The organism is Winogradskyella arenosi (assembly GCF_003337305.1).
Lineage (GTDB): Bacteria > Bacteroidota > Bacteroidia > Flavobacteriales > Flavobacteriaceae > Winogradskyella > Winogradskyella arenosi.
Genome location: NZ_QPJO01000001.1, coordinates 16,739 through 39,521 on the forward strand (window position 1 = coordinate 16,739; position 22,783 = coordinate 39,521).

The 22,783-nt window shown below is 37.1% G+C and carries 14 protein-coding genes; all 14 read right to left on the bottom strand.

Features of this window, described 5'->3' with window-relative positions:
• Position 1: 1 nt before the first annotated feature.
• The 14 genes from cyoE to DFQ08_RS00155 all read right to left on the bottom strand — a co-directional run bounded on the left by cyoE (position 2) and on the right by DFQ08_RS00155 (position 22,758).
• Complete coding sequence (cyoE, locus tag DFQ08_RS00090) at positions 2–895, bottom strand: heme o synthase (protein ID WP_114307771.1); 894 nt, start codon at positions 893–895, stop codon at positions 2–4.
• Positions 896–1,118: 223 nt separating this feature from the next.
• Positions 1,119–3,227 carry an energy transducer TonB gene (locus DFQ08_RS00095; protein ID WP_114307772.1) on the bottom strand — a complete coding sequence of 703 codons (2,109 nt, stop codon included), beginning with the start codon at positions 3,225–3,227 and terminating at the stop codon, positions 1,119–1,121.
• Between the two features lie 126 nt (positions 3,228–3,353).
• Complete coding sequence (locus DFQ08_RS00100; protein ID WP_114307773.1) at positions 3,354–4,148, bottom strand: energy transducer TonB; 795 nt, start codon at positions 4,146–4,148, stop codon at positions 3,354–3,356.
• A 117-nt stretch (positions 4,149–4,265) separates the two neighbouring features.
• Entirely contained in the window at positions 4,266–4,994 is a 729-nt protein-coding gene (locus tag DFQ08_RS00105; protein ID WP_114307774.1) for an energy transducer TonB, read from the bottom strand.
• Positions 4,995–5,060: 66 nt separating this feature from the next.
• A complete protein-coding gene (locus DFQ08_RS00110) occupies positions 5,061–5,399 on the bottom strand; it encodes a VanZ family protein (protein ID WP_181858338.1) in 339 nt (112 codons plus the stop codon).
• Positions 5,400–5,415: 16 nt separating this feature from the next.
• Entirely contained in the window at positions 5,416–5,796 is a 381-nt protein-coding gene (gcvH, locus tag DFQ08_RS00115; protein WP_114307776.1) for a glycine cleavage system protein GcvH, read from the bottom strand.
• Positions 5,797–5,860: 64 nt separating this feature from the next.
• On the bottom strand, positions 5,861–13,174 hold the full coding sequence (gene sov / locus DFQ08_RS00120) for a T9SS outer membrane translocon Sov/SprA (protein WP_114307777.1): 7,314 nt from the start codon (positions 13,172–13,174) through the stop codon (positions 5,861–5,863).
• A complete protein-coding gene (gene ruvA / locus DFQ08_RS00125; RefSeq protein ID WP_114307778.1) occupies positions 13,174–13,755 on the bottom strand; it encodes a Holliday junction branch migration protein RuvA in 582 nt (193 codons plus the stop codon). The genes sov and ruvA overlap by 1 nt, the downstream gene beginning before the upstream one ends.
• A 186-nt stretch (positions 13,756–13,941) precedes the next feature.
• Positions 13,942–16,224: an NADP-dependent malic enzyme gene (locus tag DFQ08_RS00130; protein ID WP_114307779.1), complete on the bottom strand. Its 2,283-nt coding sequence runs from the start codon at positions 16,222–16,224 to the stop codon at positions 13,942–13,944.
• A gap of 133 nt (positions 16,225–16,357) precedes the next feature.
• Positions 16,358–17,287, bottom strand: coding sequence for a tRNA epoxyqueuosine(34) reductase QueG (gene queG / locus DFQ08_RS00135; protein ID WP_114307780.1), 930 nt, complete (start codon positions 17,285–17,287; stop codon positions 16,358–16,360).
• Positions 17,284–18,621, bottom strand: coding sequence for a cytochrome P450 (locus tag DFQ08_RS00140; protein WP_114307781.1), 1,338 nt, complete (start codon positions 18,619–18,621; stop codon positions 17,284–17,286). Before DFQ08_RS00140 ends, queG begins: the two co-directional genes overlap by 4 nt.
• Before the next feature lie 55 nt (positions 18,622–18,676).
• Positions 18,677–19,699 carry a Holliday junction branch migration DNA helicase RuvB gene (ruvB, locus tag DFQ08_RS00145; RefSeq protein WP_114307782.1) on the bottom strand — a complete coding sequence of 341 codons (1,023 nt, stop codon included), beginning with the start codon at positions 19,697–19,699 and terminating at the stop codon, positions 18,677–18,679.
• A 173-nt stretch (positions 19,700–19,872) separates the two neighbouring features.
• Positions 19,873–21,666 (bottom strand): cytochrome c oxidase subunit I, encoded by a 1,794-nt coding sequence (locus DFQ08_RS00150; RefSeq protein WP_114307783.1) that lies wholly within the window; start codon positions 21,664–21,666, stop codon positions 19,873–19,875.
• A 30-nt stretch (positions 21,667–21,696) separates the two neighbouring features.
• Complete coding sequence (locus tag DFQ08_RS00155; RefSeq protein ID WP_114307784.1) at positions 21,697–22,758, bottom strand: cytochrome c oxidase subunit II; 1,062 nt, start codon at positions 22,756–22,758, stop codon at positions 21,697–21,699.
• Positions 22,759–22,783: the final 25 nt, after the last annotated feature.

Below are 22,783 nucleotides of genomic sequence, written 5' to 3' on the forward strand. Positions count from 1 at the left end.
TTTATCTTAAAAATTTATCTGCAACATATATTATTTGCAACATTGTAATATAAAAAACGCTTGATAGCATAAGTTGTTTTGCCGTTTTGATGCTACGATCTTTAAACAATTTAAAAGCGTAGAAAAGCATGATTAAGCCTAATAAAAAGACTAAAACAGCCCCAACGATAGACAATTTTAAATCGCCTGAAAATCCGAATACGGGAATAATAGACGCTAAAATAGTCCAAACACTATACATAATTATTTGTACAGCGGTACCTTTATCGGGCTTTCCGGTAGGTAACATATGAAACCCTCCCTTTTTATAATCTTCATGTAAAAACCAACCTATAGACCAGAAGTGAGGAAATTGCCAAAAGAATTGAATGGCAAATAAGGTTCCTGGTTCTATACCAAATTCGTTACGAGCAGCTACCCAACCTAACATAAAAGGAATAGCTCCTGGCAAGGCCCCTACAAAAACGGACAATGACGTCTTAGTCTTTAAAGGCGTATAAACACTTGTGTATAAAAATATAGAAATGGCGCCATACATGGCGGTCTTAGGATTAATAATGTATAAAGTAATTAGCCCTAAAATTGTAAAAGACACGGCAATAACAAAGGCCGTATTTACAGACATACGCCCGGAAGGAATTGGTCTATTTTTTGTCCGATCCATGAGTGCATCTAAATCGCGCTCAATAATTTGATTATAGGCATTAGAGGCCCCAACCATAAAGTAGCCCCCTAAAGCTAATAAGATTAAGGTAACCAGACTAATGGTCTCTGCTCCTAAAAAATAACCCGCTATAGAAGAAAACACCACACTTAAGGACAAGCCCATCTTGGTAATTTCCTTGAAATCTGTAACCACAGAACCTGTTGATACCGAAGATTTTGTACTGCTCAAACTAAACGAATTTTATTTTTTTTTAAAACGACTGCGAAGATAGTCTGAAAATTGATTCTAACCAACGTTAAACTTTAGTTTTAACAATACAACGCATCTCCTTAACTCTAGGTCTTATAAAATAGCACTATAAAACACTGTCCTTATCAGCACTCTAATAGCTTAGTGCATTGCGCTAACTTCACAAAATTAACGCTTAAGAAGTCACGACATATAACGCCCGTTAAAAATCATTATACCAGTTAAAGATATCTGTTCTTACCCCTAAACTGAACCATAAGGTATTAGACGATTGCGTTGATGCTGTTGTAACATCAGGGTTATAATCTCTATAAATAATATTGGTAAACAATTTAAGATTTGTTACAGGGTTTAAAACATAACCAGCTTGAATCTCGGTCATAAAACTATTGGTGGTATTTCCTTGTCCAACCACAATACCCGTATCGGCATTTCGATCATTGTAATCTCTATAAATGTTACCACCGTAAGAGAAGTTATCCTCATCGGTATTAAAATCTAAGCCGCGTTGTCCAATAATAAATTTAGCATCCCCAAACCAACGCTTATAATGATAGCGTCCTATTAAAACCAATTCTTTAAAATTAGCACCCCATAGGTGTGCCATTGGTTGGTTGAAATTCGCATAATTAAGCACTTGAGTATTGTGAGAATACACATACGGTCTTACGCGGTTATATTCTGCTTGTAACAAGAGGTTATCAACATTAAAGGCATTAAAATATTTGGCCCCTAACTGAAACCCGAATTTATTTTTCCAGCTTTTCTCTCCACCAGTTACATCACTTAAAGAAAATTCATCAAGAATAAACTGCCCATAAAGATTAACCTTATTATTCCATTTGTACTTAGACGTTAAGCCGAGAATGGCATTTCCGGCGCCTTGCCCGGTCTGAAACTCTATCGCTCTAAAAAAGATAATCGGATTTAAATAATTTACATCAAAGCCACGCTCATTAGAATTGGTCCATATTACAGATTCAAAAAGACCAATATTTAGACGCTTAGAGACATTCCAACTCAAGTAATGATTAGCCATATATTTTGTTAAAAAGGCTTTATCAACAACAACTTCATCTCTCACATCTTTTAACCACATCCATGTGCTAGTGTACTTTATTTTCCAAAAGGTAGCATTCAATTTTAAGAAAGGATACGGACTAGACACATCACTTTGCAATAATGAGCGATACCCATCGCCGATAAAGTTTTTACCATGACCAAATTGGATGTTTAAAAAATCGGCTGGTGTATAAGATAAATAAGCCTCTGCTACAGGATAATCATAAGCATCATCTTTAAAACGTTTGGCAATACCACGACCTGGGATAATAGCTGGGTCTGGGCCAAAAGCTTTTAAACTTTCTGCGTACTGATTAAAATACTCCGCAAAACGACCTTGACTTTCATAAACTGACGCCGTTAAATTAAAACGTTTCCCTAAACCGGCTTGTATATTTACCCCTCTTGTATTGTTCCATGTAGAATTAAAATCAGCCTCGGTGTCTTTACCTACTTGTAAATCTATTATAGGATCTACTGTAAACCAATAATCTTCCCCTTGGACTTCCACTAAATGTTCATTAAACAGCTTACGTCCAAACCACGTATCTGTATCTTTTGCTAAATTTTCTTTTTCGGCTTTAATATCATAATAGCGTGCCACATCACTATAGATAAATGGTTTCGCTGCGGTATGGCTATTGGTCCCAATGGCATTCATCTCATCATCAAATCTTGCATAATAAGAATGCGTAAAAGGCACATTTAGTTGGCTATTGTATTCTAAGTTTTCATACGGTTTTAATCCTTGTTCTAACACATCGTACTCTTGAGAAAGCGTCGCATTTAAACTGTCCGTTTCACTCAGGGCTTCAACGGTTTTTACAACGTTTGTTTTACGCACAGGAGCCGTTAGCGGAATGGCAATACTCACACTATACTGTACAAATGTAGGCTTCCCATTATAGGTGGCCGGTTGCACTTTAGGCAAGGCTTCAAAAACGCGTTGGGTTTCCGCTTTTAATTCGTCATAGATCGCATCTATATAAAGCACTTTAAAGGTTCCCTCCTTATCCACTTCAAACAACACCTTAACATCACCTTGATAAGACTCCTCCTCTACCACTTGAGGACTTTTAAAATTCTCAAATAAAAAGGTATTTAGGGTGAAATTAAAACAAGATTTGAGTTGCTCTACAGGAACAGAATCACAGACTTTAAATACGGGTGATTTTTCATAAAACAGGGAATTTTGAGAATACCCTAAGGCGGCCGTTAAGCAAATAACAAATAGCACAATGCGCTTCATAAAAGAGGTCTTTTTAAAGCACGAAAGATACTTATTTTTTTTAGTACCACGAGCTTGAATTAAGTCTTAAAAAAAACCACTATAAAAAATTATAGCGGTTCCTTTAGTCTTCTAATATTACAACTTTTAATTTCTAATCTGATAGGTAATTGGCAAAGAGTATACCACACCTACGGGTTGATTACCTTGTATCCCCGGTTTCATTTTAGGGATTTTACGAATCACTCTATCGGCTTCTGTCTCTAACGCCGGATGAGGCCCTCTCGTTTTTATATCGGTTACATTACCGTTCTTATCAATAGTAAACTGGGTAAAAATGCGTTGTTTTCCGGACATTCCGAAAGAGGCGCCAATGCTAGAATTGAACTTTCTATTAAGGAGTTTCGAAATTTTCTCAGACATACATTCTCTGCGGTCGTTGTTGGACGCATATTTTTCACAACCGGGATAAACGGGAACCCTTTCCACCGCAACAAAATCTACGACTAAAGGTTCTGAAGGTTTTTCAATTTCAGGAACATCAACAATATCTATTGGCGTTTCTACATCCGTTGTTTTAGCATCCGGATGATCCATAATCTGATCTACTATAGGGTGGTCATCTTCAACCACCTTAAGATCATCATTAAGATCGGGAGTCGAAGCCGGTTTCACTACCTGAGGTTTAATAGACTCAACTTGAAAAGGTGGCACCACATCTATGGTTATGGGTTCGGTGGTTGCCGTATCATGGTCAAGTCGCAATTTCTTTTCTTCAAATTGCATTTCAAATAAGGCATAGGTAGCCAACAAACAAAGGATAAGCCCTATTTGGAAATAAAGGCTCGAGTTTTTTCGTAAATTTGCATCATGCTTTTGTGATGGCTTTGCTTTAGTAGCGCTCTCACCAGCAACACTAAAGTCTTTGTTAGAATTTTTCATAATACTATTGGTTTAAATGTTAATATTATGATAAAATCACAATAAGCATACCAAAACGAAAATCCCGCTCAATTAATTTGAACGGGATTTTTTATATAAGAAAAATTCTATGTTGTATTAGTCTTGTACTTGGAATACAATAGGAATAGAGAACGGCATTACTACCGGTTTTCCTCTTTGCTTACCTGGTTTCATTTTAGGTAAATCTCCGATAACACGTTTAGCTTCTTTTTCTAATCCTGGGTGCGGACCACGAGCTACGATATTAGTAATGTTACCCGACTTATCAACCTTAAACTGGACGAAAATTCTTTTTCTTCCAGGAGGTAAACCTAAATCACCTGCTAAGTCTGTATTAAACTTTCTTCCGATAAACTTATTCACCTTATCGTTCATACATTTCTTTTTAGCTGCATTTCCTTTTTCTTTTTCACATCCAGGAAAAACGGCAACATTTTCAATGACAGAGAAAGGAACCTCTAAATCTTCTTCTACCTCAGCAACCTCAACTTCTTCAACTTCCACAATTTCTGCTTCCATTTCTGTTTCAGTAGATTCTATCACTGTTTCTTCAATCTCCTCTTCATCTTCAACAACTTCAATAATTTCCGGTGCTGCTGGTGGTGGTGGAGGTGGAGGTGGTGGGGTTACAATCTGTTCTGTGATTGGCACTTCTTCATCTAATTCATCATCTAAATTTAGCGAGTCCGCAATGATATCAGCTTTATCATAGGTTTTATAATTGATCGCCATATAGGTAATACCCAACATTAAGGCTAGACCAACAGCAAAATACAGCGAACTGTTTCTACTTACGTCTGATTTCGGGTTCTTTTTAGGTTCCATAATATTCTTTTTAAATATAACATCGCTAATTTAACTAATAAATAGTAAAATAAACAAGGCTTAAGGTTAATTTAATTTATATGTATTAATCTGACTTGCAATAAACGTACCAAAAACCGCTCCGATGCTATTTGCTATAACATCTAGCAAATCATAGCTTCTATTAGGGTTTAGGAAGTACTGCAACAACTCTAACACAAATCCAAAGACAATAGCGCCCACAACAATCATTAGATACCAATATCTAATTTTTAACGTTTTAGTGTAAAGCCCCCAAAATAAGGCTAAACAGCAATAGGCTACGATGTGATAAATTTTATCATCTATCGATGAGCCCAAACTAGGCACTGAAGTCAGTGTGATTAAACTTGCAATGACCAATGCCAATGTATAAGCCACCGACATTAGTAAAAGCCCTTTTTTAACCACCAATGTGTGCTTTATAGTCTTCTGCAGATAATAAATTATCGATTTGAGAAGCGTCTGAAAATTTTAATTTAATCATCCAACCTTTTCCGTAAGGATCTGTATTTACATTTTCAGGCTCGTCTTCTAAGTTCTCATTGAATTCTACGATCTCACCTGAGAGGGGTAACATTAAATCTGAAACGGTTTTTACAGCTTCAACGGTACCAAAGACTTCATCAACCTCTAGAGTTTCATCTAAAGTATCTACTTCTACATAGACAATGTCTCCAAGCTCGCCTTGGGCAAAATCTGTGATTCCAACGATAGCCAAATCGCCTTCAACTTTAACCCATTCGTGATCTTTGGTGTATTTTAATTCTGCTGGTATATTCATTTTATAGGGTGGTATAATTATATATTAGATACAAATGTAATTTTTTAATAGCTTCAATTCAAGATTAATTTCCAAAATTATATCGCAATGTTATTCCTGATCGTACTGAGGTTTGCGGAAATGAGGTTGAAATGGCAAATTCTGAGAAGGTATAATCAAAATAAAAGATGGCCGATAAATTTTTACTGAAGGCATAATCAGCGTTATATTGAAGTCCCCAAATGGTTTGTCCTGCCGTGATCTGATTATTCTCTAAATCTAAATATCGTATGATTGTTTTATTATCTCTTACCGACACATCAAGACTCATATTTAAATCACTTACAATAATTTGTTTTGGTCCTGCCAGCTCTGATCTAATTCTTAAATCTTTAATACGGTAACCTAAGCCTAGCGTAAACTCTTTACCTTGAATTTCGGTAAGTAAGTTATTATCGAAACTTAAAGACAGTAAACGATCGGTTTTTATTTCTGCCAAGACCTTGATAGAATTCTTCATCTCAAAATCTAATTTAATTAGAGGACTGAACTGTTCTTCTAAGTTAATATTACTGAATAAGGTTTCGTTCTTAAAGTTACCCGATTGGTCTAAAGCATCTGCATTACTAGGATCGGTAAAACCTAAATCTTGATCGTAATCTTGATAATCTAAATTGGTGATAAATTGATTCACGGTATAATTTGAGCGGTACCCATGCTGAACAGAAAAACGCTTAAAGGTTCTCTTAAACCAAGGCAATTTCATTAGTCCGGTGTACTTTAAATTCCAGTTTGGAATTGGCACATCTCTAAAGGCTCCTGTATTTACACTTTCCGGGTCCGACCCATGGTATGCCGCTAAGAATGCTGGTAATAGCACTTTTTGGCTATTTTTACCAAAACCTTCAGGATAACCTTCTGCATCCGTACCATAAGGCGTATCGCCATAAAATTCTTTAGCCAATCTGTTGGCTACAATATATCGGTTTGCTCTAAAATCATCAAAAGCATCCGATTGGTTTTCATTACTTTTTCCGAAGGCTGTTTTAATAATCGCTGTTGAAATACTAAAGTTTCCGTAAGAATTGGTAATTAAATCATTGTACTCATCACTTAATCCATCGGCGTTAGTATCTGTTGTATTGAAACTTTCCGTTGTGGTCCTTGCGTAAGTTCTGTTTCCGGTTAGGTCTATTTTTAAATCTGTTAACGGTTCTAGGTTAATAGAATAATCTAAACTTTGATTGGTCACTTCCGTGTACTGGTCATTAAAATCTTCATAGGTGGTTAACCAACCGTTTTCTGCAGCAATACTTCTAATGTCGCTCTGGCTACCAAAGGTATATCCTACCGTAGGTTTTAGCGTTCCAATAAATCCTGGAGTTGGTAAATACCCTGGTAAATAAGTTCCGTTATTTTCTGAATAGTTAAACTGCATACGTTTAACCATAGTAACAATATTCACAAAAGTATTATAGGCTTTTTCACCCGCGCTTGGTTTGTCTTCCTCCTCTGATGCTGCCGGGTTAGGTGATGGCGTACGTCTGCTCGCTACTGTACTTCGTGTTCGTGCTCTCGATTTTTGTTTCCCCTTTTTTACGAGCCCCAAGGTTTTGTATAAGGTCTCCATATTAAGGGTCGTATTAATATTGTGCGTATTAGAGTTTTGGATAGAGTTTCCTAAATTCACCGTTTCATATTCTCCGGTATCTGGATTCTCTATTTCTAAATTGCTGTATAAATCTGATCCTTTTTCCCATTGAAAAGCTCCGCTATATGCATAAGTACTTCTTAAGAAACTAAGAGCTGGAATTTTATATAATGGCAATTCATAATTCACCTGAATTTGCTGTGTTTGATAATTAGGATCTCCAAAATCAAAGAAGCCATCCCAAACATCAAGCTCCGGATCTTGAAGGCCGTCTAGTTGATTATCGATAAAATAGTTTCGAATAATATTGGTATTAGCCGCAGTAAAGTTAACACTTAAGGCATCCGATAAGTTATAGTTAATAGCGTACTGAAAATCGAAAGTATAATCTCTTCTGAATAATTCTTCAATACCAATATTGTCTCCTGTTAACTCGACTTCTCTAAACTTTTGTTTGTTAAACTGTCGGTTATAATCTGAATTAATAGAGAAGCTTGAAGGCAGTAAGTTAAAATTAAAATCTTTTAAAATCTTCCAATGTTTACTGGTGAATAAAGAATCGTTCTTTTTAAACGGTTCAATTTTAACAGGCTCAAAAGCGTAAACATAATTCGCTCCCGCTCTTACGGTTTGATCTAAAGCGTTTTCAATTTCGAAGTCGCGATGTTCAACTTTATTATACGAATAATTTAAGGTTAAGTTTTCAACATCATAAAAGTGCTTTTCAGTATCTCCTGTTTTCTGTTTTCTAACCCCAATAAAGTTAATACTTTGACGTTTGGTATAATCCTCTGATTGCTCTCTAATCTCATCCGCCTCCTCACTTGTGGTCGCGGCATCTATTCTAGACTGCAAGGTAAGATCATTATAATACTGATCGTATTTTGGCGTAATAAGTTCTTCACTTTGCGCATAGTTAAATGGCAACTGAACGCCCCAAGTCTTAGGAAACAGTTGTCCTAATTGTACATTGGTAACAAAATCGTATTGCTGTGTGTCTTCTAAACTTCTTTCACTTGGACCTTGATCTATACTTCCAAAACCAGAAGTACTTCTACTACCCGTTGCATTAATGCTTGCAAAATCTGCAATTTTAGTATCCATACTTAGTATGGCCGCCCAACCACCTTCGTTATCCATATCAGACATACGCAGCTCATTAAACCAAACCTCACTACAAGAGTTCATGCTCGTAGAACCTGAATTCTTAACCCCAACCATTAACACTCTAATATCCCCAAAATTCGGATTTCCTTTTATCGCAATACGTTGTTGTTTTTCAGTCCCAACAATATCATTATACGGTGTGTTTAATGACCCTAAAGGCGTTTCATCTAGTTCGCCATCAATAACGTTATAAATAGTCGCGTCCTCATTACTTAAGGTCCCTGCTGAAATTCCTAAAGATTTAATAGTCTGTAAATACTCTAAAGGCATTTCAATTTCATTCTGCTCTGGCCAAGTTTGTTCTCTTAAACTCCCTTCGGCATCAGAGGTTGGCAATAAAGGAACTTCAATTTGATAGTAATTCTCGGTAAAGTCATTACCCATTCTAATAAACCCAACCATTTCACCTGGCTCTAACTGTTGACCATCTTGAGCTTCTGCATGAATAAACATACGCAGTTTTTTATACTGGCGCATATCTAAATCGATGTTCTTATAAACTCCTTTTGAATCTGTTGGCGCCAAATCACAAGCTTGAAGCACTAAGGATTGTTCATTCTGATCTATAATGGTGTTGTTGTTATTTAATTGCTCTTGCTCTACCCCTGGAGGTCTTAAATAGCCTGCATTATCTTGAACGCCTACCACACCAACATTGAATTCTACATTAGGACTATCGTTGGTTAAATCATTATCTAAATCTAGAGTATAACGTCTCCAATCACTACGTACCAAATCGAAAGTAGCAAAACGCAGTACGGTATTTTGTGTAAAATTAGATAAGTATAAACGTGCAAAACGAATAGATCTGATATCAGAAATACCACCAACAGCTTCACGAATATCACTATCATCAATAGGAATTCTAAATTGGTACCATTTTACATCTCTTGTGTCTCCATTAGGTAAGGTTACCTGTTCTTCTTTAATATCGTTTACAATAGGATTTGTAAGACTCAAAGAAGCATTGGTAATATCTATTTCATACTCATAATAACTATTAATAGTATTCATGGTATTATCTCTATTGATATCTTCTACATCAGGTTGTGTGGTAGATCCACGATTTGTATCTGTAAAAGTCTCTGGCGAATTCCCTTCCGTGCCATTATATTTTCTATAACGCTCAAAGATATCTCCATCGGTATTTAAATAGTAGGTATAGTTATCATTAGAAGGATCTTCACCAAATTCTGCACCAAATTCTGCAATTTCTTCTGTATCATTAAAGCCATCGAATCCAACATCTTGATTGGTACGCTCAGCCCCTGTGGTATCAAAAGTATAGATTAGTGATTGATTTTCAGGAACTACACTACCAAAATCCGTTCTCGTTAATATAGAGACATCACCATTTTCTGGCAAACCATTTTCGTATTGTTTTTTTCCATCTTTTAAAATATCTTCAGAGATGTTTCCTAAGTTTAAAAACAACTTACCTCCAGGGTTAGAAGGATTATCTAAAAACGGATCTTGCACCCAAAACTCTATATATTCTACATTAGCTTGTTCAAAATCTGTAGAAGTAATTTGTCTTGTAATCCCCGCCCAACTATTTGAAGGGTTTAAATTATTACCGTTAGCTGCACTAGGATCGAAATTATAAGGTCCTCGTTCTGCAGGGTAATAGGCTAAATCTAAAGTATTAATAACTGAGGTTTGCCCTTGTACAATGTCTTGATCAAAAATCTCTTCAATAAAAATACGGCGCGTATATAAATCTGAAATATCATCATCCGTGATCCCACTTGGTCTTTGTGTACTGTAAAAAATAGGGTCAACGGTATACCAATTTAATAGCGCTCTACCATAGCCGTTTTCTATACCATTACCATCTACTCCGGGAATGTTATTTGGTAAATTTAAAGGTCTACTTGATAAACTCCATGACAACGGACTTAGTAAACTAATAGAACCTTGTGTGCCTTCAAAATCATCAATATAGGCGGTAGCTTCGTCATTAAAATCTGCACCACTAGAAGAGCCTGGTAATAAATACGCAAATTCCCCACGTAACGATAGACTTGACGGTACATCGGTGTCGATGTTGGGTAGTTTATTAACCATTCGGGTTAAAAAAGGCACCTCCGTTGAGTAGTTTCCATTAAACCCAAAAATGGTATTATTGATAGGTTCTGACGCATAATTTGCTTTTTGCGTAATCGGACTTTCGTTAAGATTAAGTAAGGTTGCCCCTAAAAGGAAATTCTCATTAAATTGATGCTCTACATTAACGCCCGTAAAACGTTTGGTCTGCTGTCCGAAAACCGCATTATTCTCTACAGAAATATTAATAGGCGTCTCTGAAGCGATAAGCGATTCATCTAAAATTTCTACCCGACCTAGTGTATAATTTACGGTATAATCTACCCCTTCAATAAGCGTTCGACCTCCTGCGGTAACGGTTACCGACCCACGAGCCACGTTAAATGCTCCAATTGGAATCCCGCTATCACTACCACTACTGGTATAACGCCCTTTAATTTGAAACTTATTTTTATCAGCCTCATCTAAAGCCGCTGTTTTGGTAGACTTATAGAGAATATCGTAAACGTACTTTTTCTGATTGACATTAAACCCACTTTGGGTATCGCCTATATCTTCATAATCAGAAGCATTGTTACTGGAGTTATTATCATCATCTAAAACATCGAATAAATAACGCCCGAAAGGTTCCGTTTTTGTAAAAATAATCTTCCCATTTTGGGCGAGTATGGTTACCCCTTCCACAAAATCGAAAAAGCCATCCCCTTGGACTTGTTCATCACCGTTATAATTTAATTTATCGAGGTGAAAAAGGCGTATTAAAGGTGTTTCACTAATTTGTGAATCATCACTGGTATCATTAGGTGTGTTATTATCAAAGGTCGGAAACGGCACCTCTACCCCATTACTTGTTGCTGGAGTAATATAATTTACTGCAGACGCTTCGGTATAAAAAATGTTTAAGGTGAAATCTTCTTGATCCAACTGATAAGCACCGGTATCATAGATGTTTTTCATCATTAAATCCCAAATCGGTTGCTCTACAGAAGTCACCGCACTCTTCAGCATTTTTAAGACTAAACTTTGATTGCTCACCACGGTATTTCCTGTAGTATCATCTACCGTTGTTGCATCTACACCATCATTAGCAAACTCTCCCACCTGATACACTTGACCACCAATGGTATATTGAAAGGCAACGGCTAAAACTTCGTCATTCAATAAACGTTGACTTAAAGAGATGTAACCTAACTTATCATTTAAAACGTAATCTTGTCCTTCAATTAATTTGCTTGCCGATTCTAGTTTCCCATAATCAAAACCTTCTTGAATAGACACGTTAACCCCGCCTTGAATATTGGTGATATTTCTAACAGATTCTGTTAAAAGTGAGCCTGCCCCTCCGATGTTGGTAGGGTCAAAATCATTGTTTGCGTTATTTGGTTTAGCCCCAAGGCTATTAATAAATCCACTTGGTAAGGGATCTAATCCTATATTTTCTGGGGATGACTCTCCTAAATCTTGAAACGCCACAATATTCCTTACATTATCGGTTTCATTGGTTCTGTTAGTCACCCAAACTTCAGCCCTTGTAATTTGCAAACCTTGATTATCAATAAACGGGTATTGCAATAAGGCCTTATCGTAAGTTTCTCTAAAATACTGCGCTAAAAAGAAGTGTCTATTTTCATCGTAATCTTGGGCATAGAACTCAAATTCTTCAACTGTTCCCCCACCTTCAGCTACAACTGAGGTTGATTCGGATTGTTGTTCAGAAAACACTGCTGTGACTCTAGTTTTTCCAAATTGTAATTCGGTCTTAACCCCAAATAAACTTTGCGCTCCGGTAATAAGCGAACTGTTTAAAGGCATACTCACGTTACCCACTTCAATCTTACGGATGATATCGTCTTCAGTTGGTGTATATTCTAATTTTACGACCTGTTGAAAATCGAAAGTAGCCTCGGTATCATAATTAGCAGTCACTTGAAGTTTTGTTCCTACTTTACCCAATAAGTTTAGGCTAATTCTTTGGTCAAAATCGAAGGTAAAATTCGACCGATTTTGAGGCGAAAGTGAAGGATTATCTTGTTTTGAATACAGAATCCCTAAATCGACTTCTACAGAACCTTGAGGAATAATATTAATGGTATTCCCACCAAATATAGATTCAAAAAGTCCTGAGTTGACATAAAACTCAGGTAGTAAATTCTTTTGATCTTCTTCTGCGCCTTCCTTTTGGCCTGCCGCAGCATCGGCCATTTTCTTATAATAATTTTTTAGTTTTTCTTCTAAAACTAATTTTCTAAATTCCTCTGGTGTAAGAATTAAGGGATAATTGATATTAAAATTTCCAATCTTTTCTGAATAGACATAGCGGTCTAATACCGGATCATAAGTATACTTAGAAACGATACTACTAGGATTGGGCATGTTTAATTTACCAAAGGCAAATGTAGTTTTCGTAGAATCTTGTTCGCTTTCCGTTTCGGTTTCTTGGGCGAGGGCAAGATTTCCAAAGAGCATCATAAATGCTAATAGGTAATAACATTTAGAAGCGACGCTTTGCTTATGGTTAGGTGTATTCAATTGCATTATAAATTTTTTAGAGCTTCTTTAATAATCTGCTCTACTTGGGCATCAGGTTGGGCTTTTAATATTCTATCTACAACTTTTTCAGACTGTTTTTTGTTAAAACCTAAAACATCTAAAGCTGATAACGCTTCTTCTTTGTCCGTATTGTTCGGGGCTAGCGAAAGTTCGTCCATATCAAAGACTTTTAACACTTTATCTTTTAAATCTATGATAACACGTTGTGCAGTTTTTATACCAATCCCTTTTACACTTTGTATTAAGGCCACATCGCCACTTGCTATTCCTTCCTTTACCTGATCTGGAGATAGGGATGATAACATGGTCCTTGCCGTGTTAGCACCAATACCATTTACAGAAATTAATAATTTAAAGATTTCACGTTCTACCTTAGATGAAAAGCCATAAAGTGTTTGAGCATCTTCGCGTACCAATAAATACGTGTAGATTCTGAGTTTTTCTTGGTCTGGAATTTGCGAAAACGTATGTAATGATATGTTGATAAAATAACCGACACCATTGCAATCTATGACAATATCTGTTGGATTTTTTTCTACGAGCTTGCCTTCTATATGTGTAATCATTTATAAAGAAAAGTTAAAAAACCAAATGTAATAAAATTATTTTCATTCTAGTGAATACCGGACTAGTATGAAAGTGAGAAAACGCTATAATTCAGCTATAAAACATAAATGCCCACAGAATGTGAGCATTTACGTCTAAAGTAATTTATGGTTTTAGTTCTAAGCTATAGAACGCAACATCTTTTATTATTTAGCTTGTCTTTTCTCGCGTTCTTGAGCATCTACAACAGCAATAGCCGCCATATTAACAATCTCATCTACACTGGCGCCTAATTGCAAAATATGCACCGGTTTACGCATCCCCATCATTATAGGCCCAATAGATTCTGATTTGTTCAGTTCTTTCATAAGCTTATAAGTAATATTGGCCGCATCTAAGTTTGGAAAAATAAGCGTATTCACTTTACGTCCTGCCAATTTAGAAAACGGAAAAATATCTTGTAGCATTTTTGCATTTAACGCGAAATCCGTTTGTAATTCGCCATCTACAACCATATCCGGATACGCTTTATGTAAGTATGAAACAGCATCATTTACTTTCTCTGCTCTTGGATTCTCAGAAGAACCAAAGTTAGAATAAGAAATCATAGCGGTTACAGGTTCTATACCAAACATTTTTGTGACTTGCGAAGTCATTCTAGCAATCTTAGCTAAGGTTTGTGCTGAAGGATCAATATTTATTGAAGTATCACTTAAAAACATCGGACCACGTTCCGTCATCATTAAGTTCGTGGTTGCTACTCTAGATACGCCATCTGCCATACCTACCAATTCTAACATCGGTTTTACCACTGACGGATAATTACGAGAGTATCCTGTAATTAGCGAGTCTGCATCGCCTACATTAACCATCATAGCCGCAAAATAATTACGCTCGCGCATTTTCTTTTGTGCAGAATAGATCGTCACCCCTTGACGTTGGCGTTTTTCCCAATACACCTTAGCATATCTATTTTTACGCTCCGTCTCTTCGTCAGATTTAGGGTCTACAATTGGCACATTGGCATCAAATTCTAACTCCGCCATCAAAGCAACAATCGTTTCTTTTCGTCCTAATAAAATAGGATGTGCAATTCCTTCTTCATACACAATTTGCGCCGCTTTTAAGACATCGAGCTGATCGGCCTCTGCAAAAACCACACGTTTAGGGTTGGCTTTAGCACGTCCTAATAACATACGTACCAATTTATTATCCGAGCCTAAACGCTCTAATAATATATTTTCGTAACGTGCCCAATCTTCAATAGGTTCTTTAGCTACACCACTTTCCATAGCGGCTTTAGCTACTGCTGGAGGTACTACTGCTATTAATCTTGGATCGAATGGTTTTGGAATAATATAGTCTTTACCAAAGGCTAATCGGGTTTCGGCATAAGCGATATTCACTTGCTCAGGTACCGGTTCTTTGGCCAATTCAGATAAAGCTTTAACGGCAGCCATTTTCATAGCTTCGTTAATTTTTGTTGCTCTTACATCTAAAGCCCCTCTAAATATAAAAGGAAATCCAAGGACATTATTCACTTGGTTAGGATGGTCACTACGTCCGGTAGCCATGATAATATCATCTCTGGTATCAATGGCCAATTGGTAGTTAATCTCAGGAACCGGATTCGCCATTGCAAAAACAATAGGGTTTTCGGACATGGACAAGAGCATTTCTGGCGTTACAATATCGGGTTGTGATAAGCCAATAAATACATCTGCATCTTGCATAGCTTCGCTTAAGGTATCGATTTTACGATGCGTGGCGAACTCGGCTTTTTGTGACGTTAAATTATCTCTATCATCACGAATCACCCCTTTACTATCGAGCATTACGATGTTTTCTCTACTTGCTCCACAAGCTTGATATAAACGTGTACATGAAATAGCGGCTGCACCTGCTCCACTGACCACAATTTTTACGTCTTTTATATTCTTTTCGGCAAGTTCTAAGGCATTGATTAAGGCGGCCGCTGAAATAATAGCAGTACCATGTTGATCATCGTGCATTACCGGAATGTCTAACTCTTCCTTTAAACGACGTTCAATTTCAAACGCTTCTGGCGCTTTTATGTCTTCTAAGTTAATGCCCCCAAAAGTAGGTGCTATATTTTTTACAGTTTCTATAAACGCATCTACGTCTTCCGTGTCTACCTCAATATCAAAAACATCAATATCAGCGAAGATTTTGAATAACAATCCCTTCCCTTCCATAACCGGCTTAGAGGCTTCAGGACCTATATTTCCTAAACCTAATACGGCGGTTCCGTTAGAAATCACGGCTACTAAATTTCCTTTAGCCGTGTATTTATAAACGTTCTCTACTTCTTTGGCAATCTCTAAACAAGGTTCTGCCACACCGGGAGAATAGGCTAAAGATAAATCGCGTTGTGATGCATATTTTTTAGTCGGTACGACTTTTATTTTTCCAGGAGTTGGCTTAGCATGGTATACTAAGGCTTCTCTTCGTTTGCTTTGTTTGCTCATAATCTAATTGGATTAAGCTACAAATATAAGTATTTGAGTCTTGGCTACAGATAGCTTTATTCTTAAAAAAGGACCTACAAGTTTTAAGTGAACTTTGAATGCGGTGCAGGCCTTATCATCATAGGCCTACAACCTAATCCTCCTTAAGAAAACGGATATTCCGTTCTAAGCCTGAAAATTTAGTGCGTTTTACAGCTGATTTTTGAAACACCTTGCTGAACGTGTCTTCTGTGATTTCTTCCCAATCCTTTTTAGTCATCTCCAATAATTCAGGATGCGGGTTGAATAAGGGTTCATTATGCGGTTTAGAAAAACGATTCCACGGGCAAACGTCTTGGCAGATGTCACAACCAAACATCCAATCTTCAAATTGGCCTTTAAACTCTGAAGGAATATTTTCTTTGAGTTCAATGGTAAAATACGAAATACATTTACTGCCATCCACCACATAAGGTGCGGTAATAGCTTCCGTGGGGCAAGCGTCTAAACAGGCAGTGCAGGTTCCGCAATGGTCGGTTACAGGCGTATCGTAATCTAATTCTAAATCAATTATTAACTCGGCAATAAAATAAAACGACCCTACTTTTTGAGTTAATAAGTTAGAGTGTTTACCTATCCACCCTAATCCAGATTTTGCCGCCCACGCTTTATCTAAGACCGGAGCGGAATCGACAAAGGCACGTCCACCAACTTCTCCTATTTCATCTTGAATAAAATACAGGAGCGACTTTAATTTGTGTTTTATGACATGATGGTAATCGTTACCGTAAGCGTATTTTGAAATTTTATAGCTATCCTCGGTTTGTGTGTCTTCCGGATAATAATTCAGTAAAAGAGACACCATACTTTTGGAACCTTCTACGAGTAAAGTAGGATCTAAACGCTTATCGAAATGATTTTCCATATAACGCATTTCACCATTGTTATTGTCTTTAAGCCAACGCTCTAATCGTGGGGCTTCCACTTCCAAAAACCCAGCTTGGCTGATGCCACAAGACAAAAAGCCGAGGCGTTTGGCTTCGGACTTTATCAACTCGGTATAGCGGGTTTTGTTATTGATCATTGGGTACGCGCTTCAAAGCTTAACCATGCATTTTTAGGCTTCAAGGTAATTAAAGGGGTAATGGCGATGTCTTTAAAATTGGGACTAATTTTATACCTACCTACCAATTCTGAAATGGCGATAATCATTTCAAACATGGCGAAATTATTTCCGATACATTTTCGGGGTCCCGCACCAAAAGGGAAATATTGCGATGAGAATTTTCGGCCGCCTTCGCTAAAACGTTCTGGTAAAAAACACTCTGGTTGCTCCCATAATTTCGGATGACGGTGTATTTCGTAGACGGAGAACAAGAGATTAGATCCGGCTTCAAAATGTAAGCCCTTAAACGTATCAGCTTCTTTGTTAACACGGTCAATAAAATAAACGGGAGGATATAAACGCATGCCTTCTTCTATGACTTGCTGGCACACTTTTGACTGGGTTACTAAATCCATAAGGTCATCCGTACGCTCTAATATCGCTTCGCGTTCTTTCAAAATTCGGTCTTGCCATTCCGGATGTAAAGCCAAAAGTTGTGTTATAAACGTAAGGGCATTAGAGGTGGTCTCATGGCCCGCGGTAAATAAAATTAAAATCTCATCTATGAGTTGCTCCTCTTCCATAGGATTGCCATCCTCATACCGAGCATCTAATAACATGTCTAATAAGTCATCTTCCCTAAGCTTGGAGGCGCGACGTTCCTTTACAATGCGCTTTAGAATTTGACGTGCCTCACCGGTAAGCTCAATATGTTTTTTAATTTTTCCACTAAGGTTGAACCACCACCCTAAATACGGTTGACGCAATTCTTTAACCAACATTCTTTGAGCTGCCTCTGTGATATATTGCAATCTATTAATATCGGCTTCCGTAGCAGCAGAACTAAACAGTGATTTTACCACCGCTTGAAACGCCAAATCATTTAAAATTGGAAAAGCGTCGAGGGATTTATTCGGAATAATTTTATCGTATTCTGAAGTAATAGCGCCTTTAATACTGTCCAAAAGATTGGCTAATTGTTTTTTATGAAAGGCCGGCTGAATGAGTTTACGTTGCTTTTTCCAATGTTCTCCTTCCGCTGTTAATAAGCCCGTCCCCACGTACTTTACTAAATCTTCAGTTTGAATTTTAGATTTGGTATAGTTCTTATGGTTCTTCTTAAGTACATATTCTGCAAAGGCCGCATCTCTTGCAAAAACCACACTATTGGAGAATCCGATTTTGAGTCTAAAAACATCACCTTGTGCTTCAAAATTTTGATGATGAAATGGTAAAGGGTTCTTTAAAATTTCTAAGGAATGTTTAAAGAACCGATGCAACGGCACTACGGGTATGTTGTTATTGGCTTTCATCATATAGCAATCTTAGTTCAGTTGAAGATGCAACCGATACATCCCAAAAAAGGTCTTAGAATAATCCGCCTTGTGTAGGCCCTTTCATTTTACCCAAATGTTTATAGGCTTGTTCGGTAACCTCACGGCCTCTTGGGGTACGCATAATAAAACCTTGTTGAATTAAGAAAGGCTCATAAACCTCTTCAACGGTTTCTACACTTTCACTGACTGCCGTGGCAATAGTACTAATCCCAACCGGCCCCCCTTTAAACTTATCAATGATGGTCGTTAGAATCTTATTATCCATCTCATCGAGTCCGTAGGCATCTACATTTAATGCTTTAAGAGCAAACTTAGCAATAGCAATATCTATTTTTCCGTTCCCTTTAATTTGTGCAAAATCACGTACCCGTCTCAGTAGTGCATTGGCAATACGCGGGGTTCCACGACTACGACCTGCAATTTCTATAGCAGCCTCCATTGAAATAGGCATATCTAATATGGAAGCACTACGTTGAACGATAGTGGTTAATAGATCGGTTTTATAATATTGTAAGCGACTTTGAATCCCAAAACGTGCGCGCATTGGTGCTGTAAGTAATCCAGATCGTGTTGTAGCACCTATTAAGGTAAAAGGGTTTAGATTAAGTTGCACCGTCCTAGCATTAGGTCCAGACTCAATCATAATATCAATCTTATAGTCTTCCATTGCGGAATAAAGATATTCCTCTACAATAGGACTTAATCGGTGTATTTCATCAATAAACAAGACATCACGCTCGTCTAAGTTAGTAAGCAGCCCTGCTAAGTCCCCAGGCTTGTCTAAGACCGGACCTGAGGTCACTTTGATGCCCACATCTAACTCGTTTGATAAAATGTGCGCTAATGTCGTTTTTCCTAATCCTGGAGGACCGTGGAATAAGGTATGATCTAAGGCTTCACCACGAAGGTTTGCAGCCTGAACGAACACCAATAAATTTTCGAGTACCTGATCTTGACCTGTAAAATCTTCAAAGGATAAGGGTCTTAATTTCTTTTCAACATCCAATTCTTCAGAACTGAAATGATCACTATTTGGGTTTAAGTTTTCGTTCATCTTTAGTTCCCGTAATCCTGGGAATCTTTTAAGGTTAAATATGGTCTCTGAAGTCTATACAGAAGGCCTAAATACATTCAAAACAAATATAACGAAAAAGCCTTTCTGAAAACAGAAAGGCTTTGTTATTATAACGCGTTTAACAACGCTCCCTTATAAAAGGGTTATAGCTTTTAGTGTTGTAATTCTTCTTCACCTTCTTTTAAAGGAACATTCTGAGGAACGAAATCAACATCATGACCTGGCTTACTGTAATCGTAAGACCAACGGTATACTTGAGGAAGTGCACCTGGCCAGTTTCCGTGGATATGCTCTACTGGAGTTGTCCACTCTAAAGTTGTAGATTTCCATGGGTTCTGTTCTGCTTTCTTACCGTAATAGATACTTACAAAGAAGTTATATAAGTAGATAATTTGTGCAATACCACCAATGATCGCGAAAACCGTAATGATTACGTTAGTGTTTGCTAAGTCATCAAATAATGGGAAGCTAGAGTTCGTATAATAACGTCTTGGTAAACCTGCCATTCCGATAAAGTGCATTGGGAAGAATACCCCATAAGCACAGATTGCAGTAATCCAGAAGTGTAAATACCCTAAATTCTTGTTCATCATACGACCAAACATTTTTGGGTACCAGTGGTAAATCCCTGCAAACATTCCGTAAAGTGCAGAAATACCCATTACTAAGTGGAAATGCGCAATAACGAAATACGTATCGTGAACGTTAATATCTAAAGCAGAATCTCCTAAAATAATACCTGTTAATCCACCTGTAATAAAGGTTGATACAAAACCGATAGAGAATAACATGGCCGGATTCATCTGAAGATTACCTTTCCATATGGTCGTAATCCAGTTAAAGGCTTTTACGGCAGAAGGAATAGCAATTAATAACGTTGTAAAGGTAAATACAGAACCTAAGAATGGATTCATACCTGAAACGAACATGTGGTGACCCCAAACAATTGTTGATAAGAATGCAATCGCTAAGATTGAAGCAATCATCGCACGGTAACCAAAGATTGGCTTACGTGAGTTACTTGCCATAATCTCTGATACAAGTCCCATTGCTGGTAAAATAACGATATAAACTTCTGGGTGACCTAAGAACCAAAATAAGTGTTCGAATAATACTGGTGATCCTCCTTGGTAGTGTAATACTTCACCTTGAATAAAAATATCTGATAAGAAGAATGACGTACCGAAACTTCTATCCATAATTAATAATAAGGCTGCTGATAATAATACTGGGAACGATACCACACCGATAATAGCCGTAACGAAGAAGGCCCAAATGGTTAAAGGTAATCTTGTCATAGACATCCCTTTTGTACGTAAGTTAATTACGGTAACAATGTAATTTAAAGATCCAATTAAAGATGATGCGATAAAGATTGCCATTGAGATTAACCATAAGGTCATACCCATTCCAGAACCTCCTGATGCCATTGGTAAAGCAGATAATGGTGGGTAGATTGTCCAACCTGCAGCTGCTGGTCCAGCTTCTACAAATAAAGAACTCACCATGATAATACAAGAGATAAAGAATAACCAGTAAGACACCATGTTTAAGAATCCTGAGGCCATATCTCGTGCCCCAATCTGCAATGGAATTAAAAGGTTACTAAACGTACCACTTAATCCTGCTGTAAGTACAAAGAATACCATAATGGTACCGTGAATGGTAACAAGCGCTAAATAAACATCGGCACTCATAACACCATCTGGTGCCCATTTTCCTAATAACGCTTCAAACAATACGTTAGGCTCTGATGGCCATGCGATTTGCATACGAAACATTATAGACATTAAAATACCGATAATCCCCATTAAAGTTCCTGTTACAAGGTACTGCTTAGCGATCATCTTGTGATCTAAACTAAATATATACTTGGTAACAAATGTTTCTTTGTGGTGATGTACCTCGTGATCTTCGTGATCGTGTGTATCTATAGTTGCTGACATAAGTGTATTATCTTTTTCTTAAAACCTTAATTAATTTAATGAATTTGGGAAAGTGGATTGTTCTTTGATCCACGCATCATATTCTTCTTGAGTCTCTACAATAATCTTCATCTGCATATTGTAGTGAGACGTACCACAAATTTTATTACATAAAAGTAGGTAATCAAATTCATATATTAACTCTTGTCCTGATTCTTGAATTTCAGCAGCACGCTCTCTTCTAAGTTCATTAATACCTTGAACCTTCTCAACGATTTCTGGAGTCTGACGCATTTCTTCTGTCGTTACTGTTGGAGTAAAACCAAATTGTGTAACCATACCAGGAACACAGTTCATCTGCGCTCTAAAGTGTGGCATATACGCTGAGTGTAATACATCTTGAGATCTCATTTTGAAGACCACAGGTTTTCCTACTGGTAAGTGAAGTTCTGATACAATAATATCATCTTGTGCGTTAGGATCATCTTCATCAACCCCTAAGATGTTAGCACGGTCAATATCAATTAACCTAACGTTAGCTTTACCAAGAACATTATCTTGACCACTGTAACGTGCTTTCCAGTTAAACTGCTGTGCGTATAACTCAATCACCATAGGATCTTCATCTTCATCGATATTCATAATATCATTCCAAGTGAATAAACCATAGATAATTAAACCTGCTAATACAATTACTGGAATGATAGTCCAGATAAACTCTAAGGTATTGTTATCCGCATAGAAAAAAGCTTTCTTTCCTTTTTCACCTTTATATTTAAAAGCGAAGTAGTGTAATAAAAACTGTGTGATGGTTTGTACGATAAAAATGACTACTAAAGAAATAATCATTAAGTTATCGACTTCAGATCCATGTTCTGAAGCTGCGTTTGATAATAAAGGTAAATCGCCTATATACCAAAAACATAATATGGTCATGATATAGATGAATGCCAAGAATCCCATCATTAAATAGCCGTTGATCTTGTTATCTTGATCGTCCGCTACTTGTGTATTTGTTGCAGTACCCACCTGAGCTAGGTCAAAAATTTTCACCATTTGCCATAAGGCAACCGCTACAAAAAGTACAATTATAATCGTTAATAAAGCCGTCATTATCGTTTCTTTTCTTATTTAATAA

What these genes read in the sequence shown, in the direction of transcription:
- DFQ08_RS00095 (WP_114307772.1), bottom strand. Translation starts at nt 3,227, where the DNA reads ATGAAGCGCATTGTGCTATTTGTTATTTGCTTAACGGCCGCCTTAGGG.
- DFQ08_RS00100 (WP_114307773.1), bottom strand. Translation starts at nt 4,148, where the DNA reads ATGAAAAATTCTAACAAAGACTTTAGTGTTGCTGGTGAGAGCGCTACT.
- DFQ08_RS00105 (WP_114307774.1), bottom strand. Translation starts at nt 4,994, where the DNA reads ATGGAACCTAAAAAGAACCCGAAATCAGACGTAAGTAGAAACAGTTCG.
- DFQ08_RS00110 (WP_181858338.1), bottom strand. Translation starts at nt 5,399, where the DNA reads ATGTCGGTGGCTTATACATTGGCATTGGTCATTGCAAGTTTAATCACA.
- gcvH (WP_114307776.1), bottom strand. Translation starts at nt 5,796, where the DNA reads ATGAATATACCAGCAGAATTAAAATACACCAAAGATCACGAATGGGTT.
- sov (WP_114307777.1), bottom strand. Translation starts at nt 13,174, where the DNA reads ATGCAATTGAATACACCTAACCATAAGCAAAGCGTCGCTTCTAAATGT.
- ruvA (WP_114307778.1), bottom strand. Translation starts at nt 13,755, where the DNA reads ATGATTACACATATAGAAGGCAAGCTCGTAGAAAAAAATCCAACAGAT.
- DFQ08_RS00130 (WP_114307779.1), bottom strand. Translation starts at nt 16,224, where the DNA reads ATGAGCAAACAAAGCAAACGAAGAGAAGCCTTAGTATACCATGCTAAG.
- queG (WP_114307780.1), bottom strand. Translation starts at nt 17,287, where the DNA reads ATGATCAATAACAAAACCCGCTATACCGAGTTGATAAAGTCCGAAGCC.
- DFQ08_RS00140 (WP_114307781.1), bottom strand. Translation starts at nt 18,621, where the DNA reads ATGAAAGCCAATAACAACATACCCGTAGTGCCGTTGCATCGGTTCTTT.
- ruvB (WP_114307782.1), bottom strand. Translation starts at nt 19,699, where the DNA reads ATGAACGAAAACTTAAACCCAAATAGTGATCATTTCAGTTCTGAAGAA.
- DFQ08_RS00150 (WP_114307783.1), bottom strand. Translation starts at nt 21,666, where the DNA reads ATGTCAGCAACTATAGATACACACGATCACGAAGATCACGAGGTACAT.
- DFQ08_RS00155 (WP_114307784.1), bottom strand. Translation starts at nt 22,758, where the DNA reads ATGACGGCTTTATTAACGATTATAATTGTACTTTTTGTAGCGGTTGCC.